We start from the raw sequence: 26,338 nt of genomic DNA on the forward strand, positions 1-26,338 counted from the left end.
TAATTATAAATATAAATTTATAACTCTAAGCTTCTTATAAGATTTTGCAAGACATCTTATTCATTTTTGACACTGTGAGCAGTAAAAACTTGAACGTCCAGATTGCAAAATACGTATAATAGGGTTTCCACATTGCAAACATTGCTTACCTTCTCGTCCATAAACTGAAAAAGAATGTTGAAAATAACCAAGTGAACCATCTGTACGCATATAATCACGTAAAGTAGAACCACCAGAAGAAATCGCCTCAATAATTACATTCCGTATATTCTGTGCTAAGGAATCTGCTAATTCGCGTGCATATTTAGTCTTCAGTGCTAACGTAAATGCACCACGCTGTGGAGACAAACGACTACGCCAGAGCGCTTCGCAAACATAAATATTCCCAAGACCAGCAACAATAGACTGATCAAGCAAAACTCCTTTAAGAGATATTTTCTTATTAACAAAAGCGTCCTGTAAATAACTCCCAGAAAACGCATTACTTATAGGCTCAAGTCCTAGCTTCTTTAAAAGTGGATGCTCATAAAGACTTCTGGTATCTACTAAAAGCATAAACCCAAAACGACGAGTATCATTATAGGTAAGATAATAAACTTTACCATCCTTTGCTTGAACATTCATAACAACGTGATCATGTTTAACAAATTTACCCATAGTAGAAGATTTTTCTCTTAAAAAATCATCTTCTATGCGCCATGATCCCGACATTCCTAAATGGCTTAAAATCGTTTCATTCTGCGAAAGATGAAATAATAAATATTTCGCGCGCCGACCAAGTTCCATGATCGTTCTGCCCATAAGCCGCTCAGAAAACGCCTCTGGGAAAGGAAAACGCAAATCTCTTCGATTAAGCGTAACAGAGAGTATTTTCGCACCAGTCACAACAGGCTCAAGCCCACGACGAACCGTCTCTACTTCAGGAAGTTCAGGCATATATCTTCTTAAAATAATTACGCGTTTTCCAAAAATCCTATTGAAAAAATACTACTATTAAACCCATTCACCCCTACGAAATACAGGAATTCTCTTCTCCTCTTGCGTAATGCCATCTATGTCGATTTCACCTGATCCAATCATCCAGTCAATATGAATCACACTTTTATTACCACCACGCGCTGCTATTTCCTCTGGCGTCAATGATGCTCCATTTAAAAAGCATTTGGAATAACATTGCCCCAAAGCAATATGACATGCAGCATTTTCATCAAATAATGTATTATAAAAAAGCAGATCGCTCTTTGAAATCGGTGAAGAGTGCGGAACAAGAGCAACTTCACCCAATCGACTAGCCCCCTCATCACTTTGCAAAACCTGTTGCAAAACCTCCTGCCCCTTTGAAGCCCGTGCCTCAACAATACGCCCTGCTTCAAAACGGACCTCAATATTATTGATCAGTGTTCCTTGATAAGAAAGTGGTTTTGTCGAACGAACAAAACCTTCAACCTTATGGGCATGAGGAGTGGTAAAAACTTCTTCTGTTGGAATATTCGGATTACAGACAACACCATTTTGAGCAACTGATGCACCACCCTGCCATTCATGATCATCGGCCAAACCAACTATTAAATCAGTCCCTGGACCTTTAAAATGTAAAGCAGAAAAACGTTGTTCATTAAGCCAAGATGACCTTTGCTTCAAAGTTGCATTATGGGTACCCCATGCGTGAACTGGATCTTCTCCTGTAACACGTGAAGCAGCAAAAATTGCATCAGCTAATTTCTTAATCGCTTCATTGATGGGCAACTCAGGAAAAATTGCTGCAGCCCATCCTGCTGTTGGATAAGCAACTATCGACCAATTCATAGCAAAATTCGATATTTCTTTAAGAGCAGGTTGATAAGCCATTGAAGTCGCTTTACTCAAACGCGCAACCTTATTAAAATCCTGATTAGAAAGGAGTGAAGGATCATCACCAACAATAGCTAAACGTGCAGCCCCATTTTTAAAAGCTTGCGCCATTCCCTCATAAAGCCAAGAAGGCGCACAATCAAAACTAGCATTCTGCGCATTTTCAAAACGCGTAAGCGATAACATATCATCACTAAAAAGTGGTGTAATCACACCAGCACCAGCCTTATAAGCATGATATGCAATACGCCGAACAAGAGGTAACGCGGAAACTGGCGCAGTCAAAACAAGATCTTGCCCCTCTTGTAGATTCAACCCAACTTTTACCGTAATTTCGGCAAGACGATTAAGCTTTTCAGACGAAATTGTTTCATGAATATCAAAGTACATTACCAATATCCTTCCTTTGATTGTGAAAAAACTACCGGCTTCTGTACCGTTCTTCTAACATTGCAACAACCGCATTTAACTGATCTGATGAGAGCAGATTATAAGCCACAGCGGGTTTGTTTTCCTCTTTCTTAACTGTATAATAAGGTGCATAAGTGGGAATAGGAACCTTATCAAGCTGTACCACAACAAACGGCGTAGTCTGTGTTTTGTCCGCCTTTGCTAGCTCTATAGAAGAAGATGCATTTTGTCTTTCCTCTACTTTTATTTCCTTACTTGCTAAGTTTGTATTCTTGCTTGCTAAGCTTGTATTTATGAAACTTGGCACATTGCCAGAACGTTCTTGGGCAAAAGCGTAAGCGACATCATAGGGACGATCATTATGAGGAACCTGAAGAGATCCATCACGTGAGCGCTTTTCATAAAAGGCATTCCCTCCTGCAACGCGAACATAGTACATATTCTTATAAGGAAAAGATAAACCAGCGGTATGAAAAAACTTAGCGTTTTTGACTTTCTTATCCCGTTCACCGCGTAAAACAGCATCAGCTGCCTCTCTAACACGTGCAACAGATGCCGGCTCTGTCATAGGACGCGTTAAAACACCGGGAGCAAACTGTTTGTACTGACCAACAACACCACAAATCGTTTTTGGATAAGCACTTGAATTAACACGATTCATAACAACCGTGCCAACGGCAATCATTCCTTCACGGCTAGTACGATTTGATTCGAAATACATTGCACGCATAAGGCATTGGCGCTCGGTCAATGGATACATGACTGTTTTTGCTTTCCTCTTATCATCAACTTTTCCAGTACTCAAATGATCTGAAGCACATCCCACAATAACAAATGGTGCTAGAAAACAACTAACAAAAACAGTCCAAATTTTTTTTTCATTTTATACAACACATCCCCATATCTTCAAAATTTGAATGAGTTTTAAATGTATCTTCAAAGAAAGTATACGGCTAATTGTTACCACTTAGTAAAATTTTAATACAAGAAGTAATTAAAAGGCATTTATGCAAAATAAAAAATAAAAAAACCTTAATTTACAAATTGAAAACTTTGTTATTAATCGACAAATGTAGCAACGTCATATCAATCCTTACACCATTAATTGCAATAAAATAATATGCCTGCCAAAAACTCTCCAAAAATTTTACATCAGAGAAAGATTGGAGCCCCCAAACCGTCTCCATCAATACCTTAAGTAACCAACACAAATAATTTCCACTCCCTTCGAGTACAAATTTAAAGACACGGACCAGAAAAAAGCATCCTCCAGTTAAAACATAAAAACGTTACCACCCTATATCCAACTCCATTAAATTAAGAATTAAAAATCCGTACCATGACCTTTAAAAAAACCTTCTTGCTTGCCCATAATGCGTATATCACATCCCTACCCTGCTCTTCTCAAAAATACCTAATGTTTCTTAAAAAATCATTTTATGCATCATTATTAAAGATCCATTTGCATAGTTTCTTAAACAGTATTTTAATAGCACCAATTGATATACTCTCTCTAAAAATACCAAGAGACACACAATGAAATTTCTCATGAAAATTTTGCCTCCACCATATAGGGCAATCAAAAAGACACAATATCATAAGCTGTGTTGAACGGCGTAAAAAAACAACAATAACTAAAAAATTTGTGAAAGTATTCAGGGGACTTTTTTAATAGGCAATTGAATAAGATCTTTTAGAAAATAGCCCAACTTTAGGAATATTCCCACTCTCAAAAACTAAAGGCTGATTTCCTATTTCAACAAAAAAAGAGGCTGATAAATATTTCAACCTTGTTCATATGACACTCATAAAGACATCTGGATTGATCTCCTGTTTTACAGGCTTGCGCCTTGGTGATGCTATTCGCATTAGCTGAAAAAATGTCAAAGATAACATTATTCATCTCAAAACAGAGAAAAGTAAATTCCAAACAGATGTTTTTCTTCCTATTTTAGCGGAATTAGCAGAAACTCTTAAAACTGGTCCTATCGGAGATGAAACGTTCATTTGCGCCAGAGAAGGCAGAAAAAGAGCAAAAGCAAGCTTTTGACGCATTTCATAGTAATAGTACCTCTAGCAAAGCAAGCATTAAAAAATCAGCGCATAGATTAAGAAAATTGGCAGCAACACGTGCTGCAAATTCAGGAACAAAGATAATACAAATTAAAACGCTTTTTGGCTAGACAGATGATCATATGGCATCTCTTTACACGAAGAATGCAGATCGTAAAAAACTTGCATTGGAATCGATAAAAAAGCTTCAAAAAAATGAAGGATGGAAGCAACAGCTTCAAAACTCAAAACACTTTGAAGATAAGAGAATAGCACTATACAACCTTATTAAGATGAGCAACAATCTTAAAAGACTTACCCAGCAATAAAAAAGCTCTAAAAAATTAAAGACAAAGAAAAAAATACATAACGGAATCAAAAAACAATTACCTCTAAGATAATTTATTGACTTCATTTTTATTTATTTCATGATTAATTGTTCTGTGAGAAGAAATTTTAATTTATTTCCTTCTCATCTACACCAACTTTATAAGTAAGATCATCACGAGGACGATCAAAAGACATGTGGGAACCTGTTATGATATAGTGCAGTGTTTCAGCAATATTGGTGACATGGTCTCCAATTCTTTCAATATTTTTTATACAAAAAAGCAAATGCGTACAAACCGTAATATTGCGCGCATCTTCCATCATATAAGTTAAAAGTTCACGAAAAAGAGAAGTATACAAAGCATCAATTTTACCATCACGCTCGCGGACGGCATCAACATGATCCAATAAACGACTCGTGTAAGCATTCAATACTTCCTTTAACTGATTGAGCGCCAAAGTTGTAATTGTTTCAAGCCCACAGTAAAAGGCTTTAGGTTGACGTATTTCTGAAAGTGCAACTGTCCGCTTAGCAATGTTTTTCGCCATATCCCCAATCCGTTCAAGATCAGAAGACATGCGAATAGCACCAACAATTTCACGCAGATCAACAGCCATCGGTTGGCGTTTGCAAATAATCGTAATCGCTTTTTCATCAATGTCGCGTTCTGCTTCATCTAAAAACAAATCATCGGCAATAACTGTAGCAGCAAGCTGAAGATCATTACACACTATCGACGCAACAGAACGTTCAATCATTTTTTCCGCGTGACCACCCATTTGTGTAATCTTGGCTTCCAAATATTTGAGTTCTGCATCATAAGCACGAACAGTATGTTTCATAGACATATCCTATACTCCTCAATTCACCTATCCAAAACGCCCCGTAATATAATCTTGTGTACGTTGCTCTTTTGGTGAGGTGAACATCATTTCAGTTGCCCCAACTTCTACCAAATGCCCTAAATGAAACATGGCTGTATATTGAGAAACACGCGCTGCCTGTTGCATTGAATGTGTCACAATGACAATTGTATAATCCTTTCGTAACGCATCGATAAGTTCTTCAATACGGGCCGTTGCAATTGGATCAAGAGCCGAACAAGGCTCATCCATCAAAATAACTTCAGGACTAACCGCAATAGCACGTGCAATACACAAGCGCTGTTGCTGCCCTCCCGACAAACCGGTTGCTGCCTCATGAAGACGATCTTTTACTTCTTCAAATAAACCTGCCTGCCTTAAACTTTTTTCAACCACATCATGTAATTCAGCACGAGATTTGACTAAACCGTGAATGCGCGGACCATAGGCAACATTCTCAAAAATAGATTTTGGAAAAGGGCTCGGCTTTTGAAAAACCATACCAACACGGGCTCGCAATTCTACAACATCAATGCGCGAGTCATAAATATTTTCTCCATCTAAAGTAATAAGTCCCGTTATTTTAGCGCCTTCAATCGTATCATTCATACGATTAAAACAACGTAAAAAAGTTGACTTTCCGCAACCTGAAGGACCTATCAAAGCCGTGACCTGATGTTCAGGAATATCAAGAGTAATACCATGAAGAGCTTCTTTGCTTCCATAAAAAACCTTCACATCTTGACCACGCATTTTAATCTTCATTACAAAATTCACCTTATTTTAAAATACACACATTATCGAATTTCCTACTTTATAAAAGTTACTGGCGGCGTTCAAATCGTCGACGTAACAAAACCGCAGAAATATTCATAACAGAAAGAAACATCATTAATACGATAATAGCACCCGACGTTTTTTCAACAAAAGCGCGTTCTGCTTCCCCTGCCCACATAAAAATTTGCACAGGCAAAGCTGTTGCAGGATCCATAGGTGTAGATGGAATATTTACAACAAAAGCAACCATTCCTATCAAAAGCAAAGGCGCAGTTTCACCTAGCGCTTGCGCTACACCAATAATCGTACCAGTCAAAATACCAGGAGCCGCTAAAGGAAGAACATGATGAAAAACTACTTGTGTTTTCGATGCACCCAATCCTAAGGCTGCTGCACGAATAGAAAAAGGAATAGCACGCAAAGCAGAGCGTGTTGCAATAATAATTGTTGGGAGCGTCATAAGAGTTAATACAAGGCCACCAACAAAAGAGGCTGAACGTGGTAATCCAAAAAAATTCACAAAAACTGCAAGTCCTAAAAGACCAAAAACAATCGAAGGAACAGCGGCAAGATTATTGATATTAACCTCTATAAAATCTGTAAATTTATTTTTACGTGCATATTCTTCCAAATAAAGAGCCGTTGCTATCCCTATTGGAAGTGAAAGCACTAAAACGATAACTATCATATAAAGAGAGCCGATGATCGCAACACCTAATCCTGCAGTCTCAGGACGACTTGAAGCACCAAATGTAAAAAAACCAAAATTAAATGTTTTATAAAGCGTACCATCATGTGCTAAACGTCTCATCCATTCTACTTGGCGATTAGAAATTTTGCGTTTTTTTTCTGCTACATGCAAATCAATCTGTCCTTTATAAGCAGAATCAATATCCGCTGCTGCCAACACTTTGATTTTTTGCGTTGTACCAATCAGTTGTGGATTCTTTGTCACCATTTCCCGCAATTGAACACGTACACTATTTGAAAACATACGGTTAATATCCCGCAATGATGCATGATCATTTTGATCTATATCAAGCTTTCTTGCCAAAGCATTGCGTACAAGAAGAGGATAATTAGCTGTTATAAGTACCTGTGGATTTGCCAAACGCTGACCACTTGGATCAATGACCTTCTCATCCAAATAAATCGATAATGTCATTTCACTTTGAAAAAAAGCTGTATATCCCTGACTAATAACAGACCATAAAAGTGCAAATAAAAAAAACAGACCAATAAAAATGGCAATCAAACCATACGCACGGAAACGACGCTCTGCCCAATATCGGCGTTTGAGGCCAATATTGCGACGAGACAAAGAAAAATCTTCATTCATTCATATTGTTCCCGATATTTACGTACGATATAAAGAGCAAGAATATTCATCAAAAGAGTCATAATAAAGAGTGTCATTCCCAAAGCAAAAGCAACAAGCGTTTGGGGGGAATTAAACTCAAAATCACCCGTCAATTGATTCACAATCTTAACCGTCATCGTAGTCATTGCTTCGAAGGGATTAAGTGTTAAGTTAGCCGCAACACCCGCCGCTAAAACTACAATCATCGTCTCTCCAATTGCGCGTGATGCTGTCAACAAAATTGCTCCCATAATCCCCGGAAGCGCTGCAGGTATAACAACTTTTTTAATCGTTTCAGATTGCGTTGCACCTAAACCATAAGATCCCTCCCGTAAAATACGCGGAACAGCCGTAATAACATCATCCGATAAAGAGGAAACAAAAGGTATCAACATAATTCCCATCACAACTCCAGCGGTCAAAACACTTTGTGCCATAATAAAACCAACACCACCAGAAAGAGAAACAGAGAGATCCCGTAAGAATGGTCCGACAACCTTCAAAGCAAAAAAACCATAAACAATGGTTGGAATACCCGCAAGAACTTCTAACAGTGGCTTTACTATTGATCGTAATCGAGCCGAAGCATATTCAGCCATATAAAGAGCTGAAAATAATCCTATTGGCACAGCAAAAAGCATTGCTACAAATGCAATATAAAGTGTGCCCGCAAGCAACGGTATTAAACCAAATTGCCCCACTTCACTCTCCGAACCACTCGCTGAAAAACGTGGATCCCAAACCGTTCCCAAAAAGAAGTTTGAAAAGGGTACAGACTGAAAGAAACTCACCGTTTGAAAGAACATAGAAAGTGCAATAGCAGCTGTCGTCAAAACCGCAACGATAGATGCGCAAACCAATCCAATAACAATCAAACACTCAACTTTATTGCGCGCACGCTGATGTGGAGAAATTTGCATAATTCCACAGATAAAACCACAAGATGCAATGACAAAAAGGACACAATGACCAATAAACTTTAACTTTTCAGAAGAATTAACCAATGACTGTGCTATCCTTAACACAGCATCTGATGCTTTATGAGGAAAAACAAATCCTTTTGCTAATAACCATGCTCGCACTTCTTCATACGAGGCGCTGATAAGATCGCCTTCAAAGTGATGAAGTCTTTTGACCAGATTTCGAATAGTCTCCACAATAAGATCATGATTAACAAGACTTGTTACATGTTTACTGTATGCCTCAACCTCTCGAAAGGTGCTATACTCTAAATAAATTGCGCTGCCACCATCCCAAAAAATTAAAAAAACAAGAGCTGGAAGAACAGTTATCAAAAAGGTCCACCAGCTGTAATAACAGGCACGAGAATGCATCTTGACTTGTGTGTATTCAAGAGTGCGGGCTCGCATATAAGAAATACAAAAGCCAACACACCCAAGAATGAATAACAAAAAAATAATGAAGGAAATGCGCATATTGTCTTTCAAGTGTTATAAAAAAGTCGCACAAAAAACTCCTACACCAGTAAATACAGAAAATTATTTCAAATTCATCACTCTACCAGCAGAAAAAGCAGAACGCTGCGCTTGGCGCTCTTTTTCAGAAGCAACAACCAAGCCATATTCAGCTAGTGGACCATTGGGACCAATCATTTGATCAGAAAGAAAAAAGTCTACATATTCCCGCAAACCTGGAACAATACCTAAATGCGCTTTCTTAACATAGAAGAAAAGTGGACGAGAAACTGGATATTGGCCATTAGAGATTGTTTCAACAGTCGGCGTAAAACCACTCATATCTGCAACCTTTAGTCTATCAGCATTATTCTGATAAAAAGACAAACCAAAAACACCAACCCCTGTTTTATTAGAAGTGAGACGCGCAAATGTTTCAGAATAATCACCATCAATATCAATGGCTTTACCATCCTTGCGCACTGCAACACAAGCAGCGTGTATTGCCTTATCATCCATCCCCAAAGACTTCATCGCGTCCACTGCACCACTCTCCTTACAGCCGGCAGCTAACAGTTTTTCTTCAAAAACTTCACGCGTTCCATGCTTTTCTCCAGGAATATAAGCTGCTATCGTCCAATCAGGAAGAGTACTATTAACTGTACTCCATTTTGAAACGTCATTGGGCTCCAATTTTCCGTCTTTTATAATCCGAGCAGCAAGCGCCCTATAAACATCCACTGGCTGTAATTTCCAATCAGGACCATTTATATCTGTTGCAAAAACAATGCCATCATATCCAATGCGTATCTCTTCAACATCTTTTACACCAGCATCGAAACAAGACTGTAATTCACTGGGCTTCATTGCACGCGAAGCATTCACGATATCAATTGCATTCCCCCCAATGCCACGGCAAAATTCTTTAATACCAGCCCCTGTTCCACCCGATTCAATAACAGGAACCTTAAATTGTGGATAAATTTCTCCAAATGCTTCAGCAACAATTTTTTGATACGGTAAAACGGTAGACGAACCAGTCATCTGAATTTGTTCGCGTGCATTTCCAACATTCACTGAAAACAAAACCGCAAAAACCACTCCCACTCCAACGGATAATAATCTGATCATCCATAAACTCCCTCGCATGTGTATCAAGACCTCTTGTTCGTACTCTATGGTCATCTGAATTCTAATGCACATTAGCAGCATAACAAACATAAAAAAACAATATTCATAATTTTTCTGATAAAATCATCTTTTAGCTTTTGTCGCAAAAAAATTTAATTTGAACGCTTTAACTCAATGACATCCCAAAAAAGATGCGCAATATCCGTGCCACCAAAACGCTTAATTTCACGAATTCCAGTAGGAGATGTTACATTGATTTCTGTTATATAATCTCCAATGACATCAATCCCTACAAGAAGAAGACCACGTTCCTTTAAATCTGAACCAATGCGTTCACAAATTTCATAATCACGTTTTGTTAAATCAATATTTTCTGCACGCCCTCCAACATGCATATTAGAGCGCATATCTGTTTGTGCAGCAATTCGATTAATTGCTCCAACAGGCACACCATCAAGTAAAATAATCCGTTTATCCCCTTTTCGCACATCATCCAAATAGCGCTGAACAATAAAAGGTTCACGATAAATTTTTGCAAAAATTTCCAGCAGCGATGCTAAATTACGATCATCCTGTTTCAAATGAAAAACACCTGCCCCCCCATTGCCGTAAAGTGGTTTGACAATAATGTCCCCAAAGGTAGCCCTAAAAGCCGTTATTTCTTCAATGTCTTTCGTAATTAATGTTTCCGGCATTAAATCAGGAAATTCGGTGACAAAAATCTTTTCTGGACTATTACGCACCCATGCCGGATCATTCACAACTAATGTTTTGGGATGAACACGTTCTAATAAATGAGTCGTGGTGATATAATTGAGATCAAAGGGAGGATCTTGGCGTAAAAGAATTACATCCATATCCATCAACTTCGTGCGGATAGGCTGCCCCAATTGGTAATGATTCCCCTCTTTATCATGTACTGTCAATGCTTCTAGTTTTACAATCACACAACCATCGCGCATAGATAAACGATCTGGTGTATAATGAAAGAGAGTGTGTCCACGTTCCTGTGCTGCTAAAGCAAGGGCAAATGTTGTATCTCCTTGAATTTTAAGTGTTGAAATATGATCCATTTGAATGGCAACCTTCATGAATAAAACCTCCCTATAACTGAAAGCGGACTAGTCTATGCGCCATAAACTTAGTAAACCATAAAAGAACTATGACAAGAGAAAGCCTATGATACAAGAAGCTAATACAAAATTAAGCAGTGAAGAAATCGAACGCTATGCACGCCACATCATTTTGCCTGAAATTGGTGGTGTGGGACAACAAAAGCTCAAAGCTGCACGTGTTCTGGTTATTGGTGCTGGCGGTCTTGGTGCTCCTGTTCTTACATATTTGGCTGCCGCTGGGGTTGGCACCCTTGGAATTGTTGATGACGACATCGTTTCGCTTTCCAATTTACAACGTCAAGTGATTCATAACACAAACACACTTAACCAATGTAAAACCGACAGTGCTAAAGCCACTCTAAACGCAATAAATCCTCATGTTACGGTTGAAAAACATACCCTACGCTTAGAGAAAAGTAATGTGGATACACTGCTCAACGCCTACCACATCATTGTTGATGGGAGTGATAATTTTGCCACACGCTATCTTCTTGCTGATCATGCAGCCCAATGTGCTAAACCATTAATAAGCGGTGCTGTAAGGCGTTTTGAGGGCTCATTGACGGTGCTTATGCCTTATAAAGACAATAATCCTCATTATCGTGATTTATTCCCAAATCCACCAGCTCCCAGCACTTTCCCAACATGTTCTGAAACTGGGATTATCGGCATTTTACCCGGAGTTATCGGAACACTCCAAGCAATGGAAGCCATTAAACTTATCACAAACATCGGTGAACCCTTAGTGGGAAAAATTCTCCTCTATAATGGATTGTCAGCGCAATTTAAGGTCATTACTTATAAACGATCAGATTCCAGTGCGAATGCAGCAGCCATCAAGCTTTGTGTGTAAGAATTTTGGGGACAAGAAAAAATACGATCAGCAGAGCCATGTTCAACCATTTCTCCATTGCGCATAACAATTACTTCATGTGCAAGCGCTTTGACAACTTTTAAATCATGACTAATAAAAAGATAACCCAAATGATATTTTTTTTGCAAATGACGTAAAAGATTAATAATCTGTGCCTGTACACTTACATCAAGAGAAGACGTTGGTTCATCAAGCACAATAAAGCGAGGTTTGAGGATGATTGCACGTGCAAGAGCAATCCGCTGTCTTTGTCCACCGGAAAACTCATGAGGATAACGATGACGCGTAGAGGGTTCGAGATCAACCTCATGTAACGCTTCAATCACACGATCATTGCGTTCAGAATAAGAAAGCTGTGGTTCATGAACTGATAACCCTTCAGCAACAATTTCATTCACAGACATACGCGGAGAAAGTGAACCAAAAGGATCTTGAAAAACAATCTGAATATGACGGCGCAAAGGACGCATTTTCTTAAAAGTAAAATTGCTAATGTCCATATCATCAAAAATAATCTGTCCCTTGGAAGATAACATCCGTATCAGTGCAAGTCCTAATGTTGTTTTTCCTGAACCCGATTCCCCCACAACACCAAGTGTTTGACCAACATGAATCGTAACATCTACATCCTGCACGGCTTTTACATACCCCTTTGTGCGCCGCAAGAGACCCTTTTTAATCGGAAACCAGACACGAACTTTCTTACCTTGCATTAAAATGGGCGCATTTTTGTTCGCTTGAAGAGGATGTCCTTTAGGTTCTGCTGCTAACAATTGCTTTGTATAGGACTTTTGAGGATTTGCGAACAATTGATCGGTTGGACCACTTTCAACAATTTTTCCTTTTCTCATCACATAAACGCGATCCGCAATACGACGTACAACAGCTAAATTATGAGTAATAAAAAGCATCGACATATTGTTTTGCTTTTTAAGTTGTATCAAAAGATTAAGAATGCGCGCTTGAACAGTAACATCAAGTGCCGTTGTTGGCTCATCAGCAATCAATAACCGTGGACTATTAGCAAGCGCCATTGCAATCATCACACGTTGCCGTTGTCCACCTGATAATTCATGAGGAAAGGACTCTAAACGTTTCTGTGGTTCATGAATTCCTACTTTTGTTAGCAAATCAATAATATGCGCACGCAGTGATTGATTTGTCACATCTGCATGCATTCTAAGAACTTCACCGATTTGGCGTTCTACATTATGTAAAGGATTAAGAGCGGTCATTGGCTCCTGAAAAATCATAGCAATATCTTTACCACGAATTTTTCGTAAATCTTCTTCTTTCTGCTTTAATAAATTCTCATTATTAAAGAGAATTTCTCCCGATTGATAAAGCGTTTTCAAAAAAGGTAATAATTGCAAAATAGACAGTGCTGTTACCGACTTTCCAGAACCAGATTCTCCCACCAGAGCAACTGTCTCCCCTTCTTTAATTTCAAAAGCAACTTGTTCAAGAATATATCTTTGTTCTTGCCCTTGGTACAAAGCAACAGAAAGATCACGAACTGAAAGCAAATTTGTCATTGTAATGTCTTTCGTGGATCAAAAGCGTCGCGCGCTGCTTCACCAATAAACGCCAACAACGACAACATAACAGCAATAACAACAAACCCTGTAATACCAATCCAAGGAGCGTTCAAATTAGTGGTAGCTTGACGCATCAATTCACCTAAAGACGCATAACCAGGAGGAAGACCAAATCCCAAATAATCAAGTGATGTAAGTAATGAAACACCTGATGTTAATAAAAAAGGCATATAGGTCAAAGCTGCAACCATCGCATTAGGTAATAAGTGCCGCATCATAATGGTGCTATTAGGCACCCCTAAAGCACGTGCGGCATCAACATAGGTAAAATTACGCGCACGCAAAAATTCTGCTCGCACGACACCAACCAATGTCACCCATTGAAAAAGCAGCATAACCCCCAATAACACCCAAAAGCCCTGCGCCAAGACTGCAGCCATGATAATAACTAGATAAAGTGAAGGTACTGAAGACCATATTTCAATCAAGCGCTGAAAGATTAAATCAACCCAACCACCAAAATATCCCTGAATAGCCCCTGCTGTTACACCAATGATAGTGGAAACAACCGTTAAAAGAATACTAAAAACTATCGATACTCTAAAACCGTATAAAACGCGGGCGAAAATATCACGTGTCAGATCATCTGTTCCAAGCCAATTCCACCGACTTATCGTACATTCTGGATCAGCGCTTCCCTGCGCATAATTGATACAACGTTCCTCTTTACTTTGAAGCCAAAAAGGGGGAGCCAATGCTACCGTTCTATTCCCCACAACTGTTTTGTAAGAATAATGCACCAGTGGCCACAGTGCCCAACCATGCTGAGCAATTTCATTTTGAATAAAAGGATCGCGAAAATCTGCTACAGCTAAATCTCCACCAAATTTTTCATCAGGATACTCAAAAAAAACAGGAAAAAGCAGTTCCCCTTTATAAGAAGCAATAATGGGACGATCATTGGCAATGAACTCTGCCGAAAAAGAACAAAAACATAAAAATAAAAAGAGCCATAAAGACCACCAACCGCGGCGATTTTGTTTAAAATTGCGCCAACGACGTACATTCAGTGGAGAAAAAAAAGGCTCTTTCTGCAACTTAAAACTTTGCGGACATTCACCTTTTGTCTCTTGCATCACAAATCCTTTTTATCAAAATTAATACGCGGATCAATGAACATATAAACGATATCAGAAATGAGACTCACAGTCAGACCAATGAGCGAAAAAATATAAAGAGAAGCGAATACAACAGAATAATCACGATTGACAATAGACGTATAACTTAAAAGTCCCATACCATTCAATGAATAGAGCATTTCAATCAACAAAGACCCGCTAAAAAATGATGCCATAAAAGTTGCAGGAAAACTAGCAATCACAATTAAAATTGCATTACGAAAAACATGTCCATAAAGAACTGAGCGTTCGCTCAAACCTTTAGCGCGTGCTGTAACAACATATTGTTGACGAATTTCTTCCAAAAAGCAATTTTTTGTTAGCAAGGTCGTTGTTGCAAACGAAGAAATGATCATTGCTGTTAATGGTAGAACCAAATGATAAAGGTAATCTAATATTTTACCACCAAAGGATAATTGGTCAAAATTATCAGATGTTAAATGGCCTAATGGGAACCAATTAAAAAAAGACCCTCCAGCGAAAAAAACCATTAAAAAAATACCAAAGAGAAAATTCGGAATAGCATAGCCAATAATGATAAGTGCACTTGTCCATACATCAAAAGGTGCACCCTCTTTTAGAGCTTTCTGAATACCTAATGGTATAGAAATAGAGTATGAAATCAACAATTGCCAAAACCCAAGCGAAAGAGAAACAGGTAAAGCACTCTTAATCAGTTCAATAACTGAACGTCCTTGTGTATAAGAATCGCCAAACTCAAAACGTAGATAACGACCAAGCATTGTTAAATAACGTTCCAAAGGCGGTTTATCAAATCCAAATTGCTTTTCAAGTTTAGCAATAAATTCTGGATCTAATCCTTGTGCACCACGATATTTAAAAATTCCAGAAGAAGACGATTCAACCTCTGCACCGTCCAAAACAACCTCAGAAGAAAGACCAAGATCACTCCCCCCACCCACTCGCCCTATAGCATCACCGCCTGTTCCTTGTAACTGAGCAATAATATTTTCAATAGGTCCTCCTGGCGTAAATTGAATAATAACAAAGGTTACTGTTAAAATACCAATCAGTGTCGGTATAAGCAGAAAAAGACGCCGGAGAATATAGACTACCATTTTTTATTTTCACTTTCCGATATAGCCAACCTAGTCAATTTAAAATAATGATATACTTTTTTTTGATAAATCTATGAAACTCAAATTACAAACAAAAAAACCATTGCGCCTCTTCAAAAAATAGGCGCGTCTAGCGTGGTTCAGCCTGGTTCGTCTTCTTTCTTATCCATCGGCAAGGGAACAGGATTATCGGATAAACCCCGTAAATAAAGCAAAAGATCGGCACGATCTTGGTCATTTTTGATACCACGAAAAGACATAATTGTTCCTGGAAATGCTTCACGTGGTGATTGCAAGTAACGATCTAAAGTTACAAAATCCCATCTCTTATCAGAATTTGCACGCAATACACGTGAATAAGCAAAATCTGTTTTAGCTGCTAAAGGACGGTCAACTATCCCCCAAAGTGCTGGACCAACACGACTAGCATCATGACGCCCCGCGGTATGACAGAGAACACATTGCCGAAAAATCTTACGCCCATTCTCAAGATTGCCTTGTTGAAGACGATCGTTTAGTGATAAAGAAGTATCAGGCGTCTTTTGCTTTTCTTTGAGCTTGTCATTTTTTATAACTTTAGAAGGCTGAACCAATGTAGAATTATCATAAATCATGTCGCTTAGTGTGGAAATTCCCACCAAGATAACCAGTAAGAATAAGCAAGAAAAAACAAAATAGGCAATTGTTGAGCGATTCATAAGAATTCAGATATCTCTATTATCATTCCCGCTTTCAGTTTAAGCTTTTTCCATATAATACATAATAATAAATAGCATTATAAATACATCATACACGGCATTTGGAACTTTTCAATGGCTCTTAAACCAATTATTCTCATTCCTGCCCGTATAGGTTCAACCCGTCTTCCTCAAAAAGCTCTGGCAGAAATCGTTGGAAAACCAATGATTGTTCATGTTGTGGAACAAGCAAAAAAAGCTGCGTTAGGACGTACTATTGTTGCAACAGATCATAATGATATTGCCAAAGCCGTTACAGCTTATGGACATGAATGTATCATGACATGCAGTGATCATAAATCTGGATCTGATCGCATTTATGAAGCTTTAAGCCATATTGATCCTGAACGACGCTACAATGCCATTTTCAATGTACAAGGTGACCTGCCAACAATAACACCCCATGCAATCATCAGTGCTTTACGCCCTCTAGAAAATAGCTTAACTGATATTGCAACTTTGGGTGCACAAATCATTGAAGAAGATGAAAAAACAGATCCGAATGTCGTCAAAATTATTGGCACACCGCTTTCTCACAATCGCTTTCGTGCTCTTTATTTTACCCGCGCGACAGCCCCTTATGGGGATGGTCCTCTTTACCATCATATTGGAATATATGCCTATCGACGCGAAGCGCTTGAGAAATTTGTAGCGCTGAAATCCTCTCCACTCGAGCAACGTGAAAAACTTGAACAATTACGCGCATTAGAGCATAATATGCGTATTGATGTAGAGATCATTGATACAATTCCCTTAGGGGTCGATACGCAACGTGATCTTGAGAGGGTACGCAAGATTTTAGCATGAAGACACTAAAAAAAACCAATAAGATCTCGTTTCAAGGAGAATATGGCGCTAATTCCCATATTGCTTGTTCTAATATGTTTCCTAATATGGAAGCCATACCCTCAACAACTTTTGAAGACGCGCTTAACTTTGTGGAAAATGGACAAGCTGATCTTGCTATGATTCCTATTGAAAATACTCTTGCTGGTCGCGTTGCCGATATTCATCACCTTTTACCACACTCATCTCTCTATATTATTGATGAATATTTTTTGCCTATTCATTTTCAACTCATGGTGTTACCCGGCGTTACACATAAAGAAATTGAAACAGTTCACAGCCATGCGCACGCTCTTGCACAATGCCGTAAAATCATCCGTAATAATGGTTGGAAACCTATTACTTCTGCTGATACAGCTGGAGCTGCAAAATTTGTTAAAAAAAACGGAAATCGTTCACAAGCCGCCTTAGCACCTCTGATCGCAGCAGAACTTTATGGACTTGATATTCTTGAAAGAAATGTTGAAGATAGCCCTCATAATATTACCCGTTTTGTTATCCTCTCACGTTCCCGACGGCATGTGCCCAAACCCCAAAACGGCGAAAAAATTATCACGAGCCTTCTTTTTCGAGTCCGCAATGTCCCAGCTGCACTTTATAAAGCTATGGGAGGATTTGCTACAAACGGGATCAATATGACAAAATTAGAAAGCTACCAAATTGGTGGCAATTTCAATGCAACACAATTTTTTGTCGACATCGAAGGACACCCTAAAGATCCCATGATGCAACTAGCACTAGATGAACTGTCTTTCTTTTCTGCTGAATTGCGCATTATTGGCGTTTATCCTGCTAAAAGTGATTGGAGATCACACATATAAAAGTCAATTAAATTGCACAATTTCTCACGGACATTGAAGGACATCCTGAAGATCTCTCATGATACAATATTCCTTGGAAGAAAAGTCTTTCTTTTCTGCTAAACCCCTTTTCATTATGAATACTGAAGAAGAAAATAAGCGGCAGCATCCCTTATCAAAATGTTCAAAGTGTCCCTATAACATTCTTGCAAAAAATGGACATCAATCCAGCCAAAACGAAACCAATACTAAAGAAACAACCTATGCACCAAAAACAAACAGTTTCTATGACCATTCATATCCCTCATAAGAGATAATTCCCTGAAAACACAAACGATACTTCTAGGATAGTTTATCGCAAAATGGAATAATTGTAAGAGTTTTTTTTAAGCTAAAAGAGTAGTTTAGCTTTGCATTTCTGAGTTAAATTCAATCTTTCATATTTATAAAAACTGATTTATAATGAATGAGTATTTTAGGATAAGAGGGGAAAATATAATGAAAAAAATTTTTACTCAAGGATTAATCGCTGCAAATATTCTTGCGTACTCCACTGTTGTATTTGCTGGATTTAGTGAAAAAAAATGGAATTTTGCTCTAAATGAAAGTGTTACTATTGAAGCAAGTGATACAGTACGTCAAGGCGTTGAATATGCTTGCAAGGCCTTCAAACCAAAAAAAGTGTCATTTACTTTATCGTATTCTACTCCTTCTGACTTAGATAAATTAAAAATCGTAGCTGACGATGAAAAGAAAATAACGCATGATAAAGAAAATAAGGTATTTACACTTAACGGTGTAAAATCTCTTGATTTAAGCTTCCCTTCGTCAGGACATTATACTTTTAAAAATATTACGAAGAAAAAAGTTATTGGAATAAATTGTGATACAGGAGATTATGATTAATAATCTTTCTAAGAGCTCTTAAGTTCGAAGAGGTCTATCCCATTACTTGGTAGACCTTTTTTGCGATCAGGCGTAGTGAATTTTCAAAACTTAAGATTCTATAAGTTCGAATTTTTAATCTTTGTCCCAAAAAATCAAAGTATTTATTAAAGTAAAATATTAAAAGTTTTTTTGAACAAATTGGATTTTCTCGTATTTTCGTTACAAAAGCCAATTCTCTTTATAAAAACACTCTCTCCAACTTTGGAGTTGGCTCTTTTCATAATTTTTACAGACTTCCCACCCTCTATCAATCATACACACAAACAGAAAAATAACAAAAAGCTCCATTTAAAATCTTTAAGTTTGTTCCATATCTGACCAAAGTAGAATGTAAAACCAGCTATATCCTACATTCTAAGAGTAAAATGAATACAGCAGTAGTCACGAGCAATCTTAGCTTCCTTTTTAGTCATGCAAAAACTCACAATCAAACTGCGTTTCAGACTACATTTATGTAAGCTTAATCAAAGTAAGATTACTCTTTTTTCTCTCACTGTTAAAGAATGCATTCATTATTTAAAGCGATGAAATACTGATACGAATTCAATAGCGCTATTAAAAAACAATCTTTTTTGCCCTATTTTTTAACTTCAATTCATTGAAGGTTCTTCTTATACTTTTATACTCTCTTTTGCTGTTTCAAATTTTCCGTAATTCGCTTAGAAAATCTATAAAATACGCCTTCTGTCACTCAACCCCTCATCTTAGCCAACAAGAATTTTCTCTATTCAAAACCATTGTATCAAAAAAAGTGCATGCTCTCTTTATACGCAATCACTGTGGAATAGCTGTTTGCATAAATCTTGATCAATAATCGCAAGCATATTTGTAATGTGTAATATACAAATTAATCTCAAAGGAAAAATTTTTAATCGTTCTCTCGATATTCTTCATTTCCTAGCTTGATTTTTCACTTTAAATCGACAATATAAATGTGGGAGGTTGGTGGTGGACGTACTGCTCGCCAACCGGGTCAGGTCTGGAAAGAAGCAGCCCTAACGAGTTCTGGTACGGGTCATCGTACCGACCTCCTATTTTAACTCGGTGAGTTATGTTTTTGTTGTTTTTCAGTTTCTCTTTTCAATTTTCAGAGTCACTTTTGTGTATAATTAAAGAGATTGTGGTTGTCTTTAAGCCTATTTTTTCACTCCTTAAAAAATAAATTGATTGAGGAAAAATCCTTTTATATTAGAGTAAAGTACTAGTTTACCTTGCGTGTTATTGATAAGTGTCCCACAAACGCTTTAAAGTTGGAATCATTGATGAAAAATATGTCAGTAGAAACAACCTATCGCGTTCTTGCTCGTAAATATCGACCTCAAAATTTCTCCGACCTCATTGGTCAAGAAGCGATGGTGCGCACTCTCACAAATGCTTTTGAAACAGGACGCATTGCACAAGCATGGATGCTCACTGGAATTCGCGGAGTGGGAAAAACCACAACAGCACGTATTTTAGCACGTGCACTCAATTATAAAACCAAAGATATTGACCAGCCAACAACTGTATTGAATACACTTGGTGAACATTGCACGCAAATCATTGAAGGACGCCATATTGATGTCATCGAGATGGATGCTGCTTCCCATACGGGTATTGATGATATTCGTGAAATTATTGAACAAATACGTTACCGTCCTGTTTCTGCACGCTATAAGGTTTATATTATTGATGAAGTGCACATGCTTTCAACACAGGCATTTAACGGCTTATTGAAAACGCTTGAAGAACCACCACCGCATGTAAAATTTATTTTTGCAACAACAGAGATTCGTAAAGTTCCTATTACGATCCTTTCACGTTGCCAGCGTTTTGACTTACGGCGTATTGAATCGACAGCTTTGAGTGCGCATTTGCGCCAAATTGCTCATCATGAAAATGTGGAAGTGGAAGAGCAAGCACTCTCCATGATTGCACGCGCTGCAGAAGGCTCCGCACGGGATGCACTCTCTATTTTTGATCAAGCAATTGCTCATAGCAATGGAAAAATCAGTGCTGTTGCAGTACGCACCATGTTAGGCTTAGCTGATCAAGCTCGTATTATTGATCTCTTTGAATTCATCATGAAAGGCAACATTGTCAATGCACTCCATGAATTACGTAGCCAATATGATGCCGGTGCTGATCCCCTTACCATATTGACAGAATTAGCCGATTTCAACCATCTGGTCACACGTTTACGTTTCACACCAGAGATAGTGGAAGATCTCTCGCTTACTGAAGATGAGCGTTTGAGAAGCTTAGATTTTTCAAAAAAACTCTCTATTCCTGTTTTATCCCGAAACTGGCAAATGTTACTGAAAGGTTTACAGGAAGTGAATCAAACCGCGCGCCCACTTCAAGCTGCTGAAATGTTATTGATTCGCCTTACTCATGTTACAGATCTGCCAACCCTTGATGAAGCTTTAAAAAAAATCACACAAGAAAAAACACCTCTCACAATCGTTTCCAATTCTCCTCATCAAGAGTCCACAAGTGCGAATAAGACAACGAAAATAGAAGCTGCAAACGCCTATCCTCCTTCACAAGTTGCAAACACATCATCACACCAGCCAGATTGCAAAACATCCCTGGCAAACCAATTAGACTGTTCATTACAATCAGAAAATTCCCTCAAAGTTCAAAGCCTCGAAAGCTCTCACTCCTCTGAAGTCACAGAAACTCTTGAAACTTCTCAATCTTTTGCACCTCTTCAAAATAGTGCAAATTTACCGCATTCCTCCACGCACACAACAGAGCAAATCACTGAACCAAAAACTATAGTGATTAATTCTTTGCACGATATTGTTAAATTAGCTGAACAGTATAATGAGATCCCTTTTAAACTTCTTGTGACAGAATTTGTGCACCCTGTTTCTTTTGAACCAGGACATATCACTTTAAGAATTGCTGAAAATGCTCCCCATTCTCTTGGGCGTGATATAAAAAAAATGCTGTCTCAGTGGACGGAAAAACGATGGACTATAACCTTTGTTAATGAAGGAGGAGGACCAACCCTACAAGAAGAAAGTATAGCTGTTCAAAGGACGCTTTTTTCCAATGCAGAAGCAGATCCTGATATTGCAAAAATCCTCTCTCATTTTCCAGAAGCAAAAATTGTCGATATTCGCCTCAATAAACAAGAAAACGATCTTGATTTACTCTCTAATAGCTTTAAAAATGCCGATACCTTTAAAGATGAAAATGATATCAATGATGAATAAGGATACCTCTTCCTATGCGTGATATGATGAATATGATGAAAAAAGCCAAAGAAATGCAGGAAAAAATGCAGAAAATTCAAGCGGAAATGGCTGATCTGCAAGTGACGGGAACTGCTGGTGGTGGACTTGTTAGCATCACCCTAAACGGTAAAAATACCATAACAGCAATCAACATTGATTCTTCATTACTCAAACCTGAAGAAATTGAAATCCTTGAAGATCTGATTATGGCTGCTTATAATGAAGCGAGAGCAAAGATTGAAATTGCTATGGAAGAAAAAACTAAAAGCATGACAGCAGGTCTGCCACTTCCACCCGGTTTCAAACTCCCGTTCTCGTGAGCCAAATTTTACTGAATCCTTTGGAACCAGAGTATGTCTAAACATATTGCAGGACCTGAGATTGAGCGTCTCATTCAGCTTTTAGCGCGGATACCAGGTCTTGGTCCGCGTTCAGCACGTCGTGCTGCACTTCATCTTATCAAAAAAAGGGAAACATTGCTGGAACCTTTAGGAACAGCAATACAAGCAGCTGTACAAAAGGTCTGTATTTGTTCTATTTGTGGAAATGTCGATACAATTGATCCTTGTTCGATTTGTACAGATCCACGCCGTGATGATGCAACAATTATTGTTGTTGAAGATATTGCTGATCTGTGGGCTTTGGAGCGCGCAAAAACTTTAGCAGCACGTTATCATGTCTTAGGTGGAAGACTCTCTCCTTTAGATGGAATAGGTCCTGACGAACTTAACATCGCTCCTTTAATACAGCGCGTTGTAGAAAACCAAATTACAGAAATTATTCTCGCTGTCAACGCAACTGTCGAAGGACAAACAACAGCGCATTATATCACTGATCAGCTTTCCAATTTTTCAGTTAAAGTTACCCGACTTGCTCATGGTGTGCCTGTAGGAGGCGAACTTGATTATCTTGATGATGGAACTTTAGCAGCAGCCTTACAAGCAAGAACAAATCTTTAATTTTTTTCTCTTACCTTATCTTTTTTCATTTATTATTATTTCTTTATTTATGGGGGAAAACATTAAAATGATAAAAAAAAATCTTGCACTTTTAAACGACTTTGCTCCTGGTGTCTTAGCATGTTTACTCATATCAGCGTTAGCTTATGGTTTAGAAGTCATAGAAAAACAGCTTTTCACGCAAGCATGGCTTGAAAGCCTTGTTTTGGCAATTCTCTTAGGATCCATTATCGGTAGTTGTTTTCCTTTGCCAAAATATTTTCAAAAAGGTATAATTTTTTGTGCAAAAACGCTTCTTGAAATTGCTATTGTTCTTCTGGGCGCAAGCATTAGCGTTAATGCAGTTCTTTCAGCCGGTTGGAATTTACTTGCGAGTATCATATTTGTCATATTTGTCACACTTATCCTCAGCTTTACCATCGGCAAACTTTTCGGACTTTCTTCGCATTTAGCAATGCTCGTCGCTTGCGGAAATGCCATTTGTGGCAATTCCGCAATTGTCGCTGTTGCACCTGTCATTAAAGCAAAACATGAAGAGGTGGCGGCATCCATTGCTTTTACTGCTCTTTTAGGGGTTCTTATTATTTTACTTCTCCCTTTTTTACATCCATTTCTGAATTTATCATTTAGCCAATATGGTGTACTTTCCGGCATGGTTGTTTATGCTGTACCACAGGTTTTAGCAGCAACAGCATCTGTCTCTTTTGTGAGTGTTCAAATTGCAACAGTTGTTAAACTGGTGCGCGTTCTCATGTTAGGTCCTCTTATTTTTGCTCTGTCAATCCTCTATCATCGATCAACACAAACACGATTGCGCCTACACACTCTCGTCCCATGGTTCATCATTGGTTTTATTTTTATGATGCTTATCCGCTCAAGTGGTCTTATCCCTGAAAGGACTCTCATCCCCATTAGATTTATCGCTCAATTATTCACTGTCATTTCAATGGCAGCATTAGGTTTGAACGTTGATATCCGATCCTTAAAAAAAGCAGGATGGCGTGTCATTCTCGCTTCAACCTGCTCCATACTTATCCTCGGTGCTTGCAGTCTTCTCATGATACAATTGAATGATTTAAACCATATAACTTTTTGAAACATGTGTTTTTAAATATTTTTGCTTTTTTCAATTCAGCTTGAAGCAGCTCTTTTATCAAAACAGGTTAAAATTGCAAAACTCTCTTTATCATTTTTACAAATTATATAAAAAATCAAATCACTTTAAACTTAGGTGCAAAAGTAGAAAGCTGTAAAACTGCTTATTCAAACGGCTTTTCAGCAGACAATTGCTTGCAATTAAACAGTGTAATACAAAAATACAGCATTCATTATAAAAACAATGCCGCTTTTTTATTTGATTGGCTCTCACAAAAGTATGTTTTTACAAAAGGCTTACGAAATATGCTCTTGACTTAGGAAATAAACAAAGGGGATTTCATAGTTTCTTTCTTTCACATTGCTTTTACTCACTCTGTATTGTAACAGGGTAGAATGAGGAAAAATCAACACTCACCACATCTTATAAGACAAGATATTGCTGCTTATTTTCCCTAGCAACCTTCTTTAAATATTGCAAAACGCACCCAAAAATAAAAAAGATGAAAAAACACTGTAGGGGTCTTTTGTTTATCATATTATTTAACTAAAATATTTCTATGCTTATCCTTGCTCTAGACACTGCTTCAATTTATTGCGCTGTTGCGCTCACTCGTCAGAAATCTGTCATTGCTCACATCAGCGAGCGTATGAATAAAGGACATGCCGAAAAACTTATTGGATACATCGCACAAGTCACCAATCAAGCGAATACGACTCTTGATCAAGTTGATCGCATTGCTGTCAATATTGGTCCTGGATCATTTACCGGTGTGCGTGTAGGTGTTTCAACAGCACGTGCTTTGTCATTAGCGCTCGAAATACCAGCTGTTGGGGTAAGTGCACTTGAAGCATTAGCCGTGCAAGCAAGCAATAAAAATTCTGGATTAGCAATCACCGTTGTTATTGAAGCTGGTAGAGACATGTTCTACCATCAAAACTTCAGTGAAGATCTCATCCCTTTGGGAGCACCAGGATTAAAAACAATTGAAAATATCATTGAAGATTTACCGCAACAAACGAGATTAATTGGTCCAGCAGCTGATATTATTGCTCTGCATATTAAAAACAAAAAAGTAAACAAAGACATCGTATTCGATCAAAACTTATGCAAAGCAGCTGATCTTGTAAGCTATGCTTACCTTGCTGAAAGTAAAAAACCTCAAGACCGCCCTTGTCCACTCTATTTACGGAGTGCTGACGCAAAACAACAAACTGGTTTTGCTTTACCACGAAAAAAATAATGTCTAAATTTTTATTGAAAAAAAAGCGTTTTTGGATTGCTCCACTACAAGCTAATGATAGTGCTCATCTTCATCAAATTCATCAGCATTGTTTTGTTCCTGCTTGGGAAAAACAGACTTTTGATCATTTCTTAACAGATCAATCTATCTTCGGGTACAAAACCTCTCTTATCGGAAAACCTGATGAAATTTTAGGCTTTTGCCTTTGCCGTCTCATTCTTGATGAAGCCGAAATCATCACAATTGCTGTTCACCCTGATTTTCGTCGACAAGGAATTGGCACCTTGCTTATTGATAGCACGCTTCGCCATCTCCACAACGAGCGCGCTCTAAAACTCTTCTTAGAGGTAGAAGAAACCAATCTTTCTGCTTTGAACCTTTATCAAGGTTTCGAATTTCAAAAAATTGCTAAACGCTTTGCCTATTACCCATCAAAAAATAGCCGCACAGATGCAATCGTTATGCAAAAAACTCTTAAGCAAATAGATTGAGATTTGCATAAAAAACATT

The 26,338-nt window shown here is 38.1% G+C and carries 24 protein-coding genes and 1 other RNA gene; 12 read left to right on the forward strand and 13 right to left on the reverse strand.

Features of this window, described 5'->3' with window-relative positions:
* Positions 1-60: 60 nt before the first annotated feature.
* From mutM to BN200_RS01550, 3 genes are read right to left on the reverse strand one after another with little or no spacing between them, the layout of a single operon-like run.
* Positions 61-936, reverse strand: coding sequence for a bifunctional DNA-formamidopyrimidine glycosylase/DNA-(apurinic or apyrimidinic site) lyase (mutM, locus tag BN200_RS01540; RefSeq protein WP_019220649.1), 876 nt, complete (start codon positions 934-936; stop codon positions 61-63).
* 57 nt (positions 937-993) lie between these two features.
* Positions 994-2,241, reverse strand: coding sequence for an aminopeptidase (locus tag BN200_RS01545; protein ID WP_019220650.1), 1,248 nt, complete (start codon positions 2,239-2,241; stop codon positions 994-996).
* 31 nt (positions 2,242-2,272) lie between these two features.
* On the reverse strand, positions 2,273-3,067 hold the full coding sequence (locus BN200_RS01550; RefSeq protein ID WP_244426846.1) for a cell wall hydrolase: 795 nt from the start codon (positions 3,065-3,067) through the stop codon (positions 2,273-2,275).
* A gap of 1,189 nt (positions 3,068-4,256) precedes the next feature.
* On the opposite strand from BN200_RS01550, the gene BN200_RS09325 reads away from it, so the two are divergent.
* The gene (locus tag BN200_RS09325; RefSeq protein WP_195886747.1) at positions 4,257-4,445 is read left to right on the forward strand and encodes a hypothetical protein; all 189 of its coding nucleotides are present in this window, start codon (positions 4,257-4,259) and stop codon (positions 4,443-4,445) included.
* A 325-nt stretch (positions 4,446-4,770) separates the two neighbouring features.
* Here BN200_RS09325 and phoU read toward each other — a convergent pair whose 3' ends face one another.
* The 6 genes from phoU to gshB all read right to left on the reverse strand — a co-directional run bounded on the left by phoU (position 4,771) and on the right by gshB (position 11,282).
* On the reverse strand, positions 4,771-5,493 hold the full coding sequence (phoU, locus tag BN200_RS01560; protein WP_019220653.1) for a phosphate signaling complex protein PhoU: 723 nt from the start codon (positions 5,491-5,493) through the stop codon (positions 4,771-4,773).
* 21 nt (positions 5,494-5,514) lie between these two features.
* A complete protein-coding gene (pstB, locus tag BN200_RS01565) occupies positions 5,515-6,273 on the reverse strand; it encodes a phosphate ABC transporter ATP-binding protein PstB (protein WP_019220654.1) in 759 nt (252 codons plus the stop codon).
* 58 nt (positions 6,274-6,331) lie between these two features.
* The gene (gene pstA / locus BN200_RS01570; protein WP_019220655.1) at positions 6,332-7,624 is read right to left on the reverse strand and encodes a phosphate ABC transporter permease PstA; all 1,293 of its coding nucleotides are present in this window, start codon (positions 7,622-7,624) and stop codon (positions 6,332-6,334) included.
* Positions 7,621-9,081 carry a phosphate ABC transporter permease subunit PstC gene (gene pstC / locus BN200_RS01575; RefSeq protein WP_034988844.1) on the reverse strand — a complete coding sequence of 487 codons (1,461 nt, stop codon included), beginning with the start codon at positions 9,079-9,081 and terminating at the stop codon, positions 7,621-7,623. The genes pstA and pstC overlap by 4 nt, the downstream gene beginning before the upstream one ends.
* Before the next feature lie 63 nt (positions 9,082-9,144).
* Positions 9,145-10,191 (reverse strand): substrate-binding domain-containing protein, encoded by a 1,047-nt coding sequence (locus BN200_RS01580; protein WP_019220657.1) that lies wholly within the window; start codon positions 10,189-10,191, stop codon positions 9,145-9,147.
* A 152-nt stretch (positions 10,192-10,343) separates the two neighbouring features.
* Positions 10,344-11,282, reverse strand: a complete 939-nt coding sequence (gene gshB / locus BN200_RS01585) for a glutathione synthase (RefSeq protein WP_019220658.1) — start codon at positions 11,280-11,282, stop codon at positions 10,344-10,346.
* A gap of 88 nt (positions 11,283-11,370) precedes the next feature.
* Between gshB and BN200_RS01590 the strand changes: the two genes are divergently transcribed.
* The gene (locus tag BN200_RS01590) at positions 11,371-12,159 is read left to right on the forward strand and encodes a molybdopterin-synthase adenylyltransferase MoeB (protein WP_019220659.1); all 789 of its coding nucleotides are present in this window, start codon (positions 11,371-11,373) and stop codon (positions 12,157-12,159) included.
* Here BN200_RS01590 and BN200_RS01595 read toward each other — a convergent pair.
* The 4 genes from BN200_RS01595 to BN200_RS01610 form a co-directional block, all read right to left on the reverse strand.
* Positions 12,105-13,715, reverse strand: coding sequence for an ABC transporter ATP-binding protein (locus tag BN200_RS01595; protein WP_019220660.1), 1,611 nt, complete (start codon positions 13,713-13,715; stop codon positions 12,105-12,107). The genes BN200_RS01590 and BN200_RS01595 overlap by 55 nt on opposite strands.
* Positions 13,712-14,854 (reverse strand): ABC transporter permease, encoded by a 1,143-nt coding sequence (locus BN200_RS01600; protein ID WP_019220661.1) that lies wholly within the window; start codon positions 14,852-14,854, stop codon positions 13,712-13,714. The genes BN200_RS01595 and BN200_RS01600 overlap by 4 nt, the downstream gene beginning before the upstream one ends.
* A complete protein-coding gene (locus BN200_RS01605) occupies positions 14,854-15,975 on the reverse strand; it encodes a microcin C ABC transporter permease YejB (RefSeq protein WP_019220662.1) in 1,122 nt (373 codons plus the stop codon). The genes BN200_RS01600 and BN200_RS01605 overlap by 1 nt, the downstream gene beginning before the upstream one ends.
* A 140-nt stretch (positions 15,976-16,115) precedes the next feature.
* On the reverse strand, positions 16,116-16,673 hold the full coding sequence (locus BN200_RS01610; RefSeq protein ID WP_019220663.1) for a c-type cytochrome: 558 nt from the start codon (positions 16,671-16,673) through the stop codon (positions 16,116-16,118).
* Between the two features lie 114 nt (positions 16,674-16,787).
* On the opposite strand from BN200_RS01610, the gene BN200_RS01615 reads away from it, so the two are divergent.
* From BN200_RS01615 to rimI, 10 genes are all read left to right on the forward strand, one after another.
* Positions 16,788-17,519 carry a 3-deoxy-manno-octulosonate cytidylyltransferase gene (locus BN200_RS01615; RefSeq protein WP_019220664.1) on the forward strand — a complete coding sequence of 244 codons (732 nt, stop codon included), beginning with the start codon at positions 16,788-16,790 and terminating at the stop codon, positions 17,517-17,519.
* Positions 17,516-18,379 carry a prephenate dehydratase gene (locus BN200_RS01620; RefSeq protein ID WP_019220665.1) on the forward strand — a complete coding sequence of 288 codons (864 nt, stop codon included), beginning with the start codon at positions 17,516-17,518 and terminating at the stop codon, positions 18,377-18,379. The genes BN200_RS01615 and BN200_RS01620 overlap by 4 nt, the downstream gene beginning before the upstream one ends.
* Positions 18,380-18,856: 477 nt before the next feature.
* Positions 18,857-19,264, forward strand: a complete 408-nt coding sequence (locus BN200_RS01630; RefSeq protein WP_019220667.1) for a hypothetical protein — start codon at positions 18,857-18,859, stop codon at positions 19,262-19,264.
* 979 nt (positions 19,265-20,243) lie between these two features.
* An RNA gene (ffs, locus tag BN200_RS08615) (signal recognition particle sRNA small type) lies at positions 20,244-20,341 on the forward strand.
* Positions 20,342-20,565: 224 nt separating this feature from the next.
* On the forward strand, positions 20,566-22,509 hold the full coding sequence (locus BN200_RS01635) for a DNA polymerase III subunit gamma/tau (protein ID WP_280109553.1): 1,944 nt from the start codon (positions 20,566-20,568) through the stop codon (positions 22,507-22,509).
* Positions 22,510-22,523: 14 nt separating this feature from the next.
* Complete coding sequence (locus BN200_RS01640) at positions 22,524-22,850, forward strand: YbaB/EbfC family nucleoid-associated protein (RefSeq protein ID WP_019220669.1); 327 nt, start codon at positions 22,524-22,526, stop codon at positions 22,848-22,850.
* Positions 22,851-22,883: 33 nt separating this feature from the next.
* On the forward strand, positions 22,884-23,489 hold the full coding sequence (gene recR / locus BN200_RS01645) for a recombination mediator RecR (RefSeq protein WP_019220670.1): 606 nt from the start codon (positions 22,884-22,886) through the stop codon (positions 23,487-23,489).
* Positions 23,490-23,556: 67 nt separating this feature from the next.
* Complete coding sequence (locus BN200_RS01650; protein ID WP_019220671.1) at positions 23,557-24,585, forward strand: YeiH family protein; 1,029 nt, start codon at positions 23,557-23,559, stop codon at positions 24,583-24,585.
* Between the two features lie 559 nt (positions 24,586-25,144).
* A complete protein-coding gene (gene tsaB, locus BN200_RS01655; RefSeq protein WP_019220672.1) occupies positions 25,145-25,828 on the forward strand; it encodes a tRNA (adenosine(37)-N6)-threonylcarbamoyltransferase complex dimerization subunit type 1 TsaB in 684 nt (227 codons plus the stop codon).
* A complete protein-coding gene (gene rimI / locus BN200_RS01660) occupies positions 25,828-26,319 on the forward strand; it encodes a ribosomal protein S18-alanine N-acetyltransferase (RefSeq protein WP_019220673.1) in 492 nt (163 codons plus the stop codon). Before tsaB ends, rimI begins: the two co-directional genes overlap by 1 nt.
* Positions 26,320-26,338 lie beyond the last annotated feature (19 nt).

The organism is Bartonella senegalensis OS02, assembly GCF_000312545.1.
GTDB lineage: Bacteria > Pseudomonadota > Alphaproteobacteria > Rhizobiales > Rhizobiaceae > Bartonella > Bartonella senegalensis.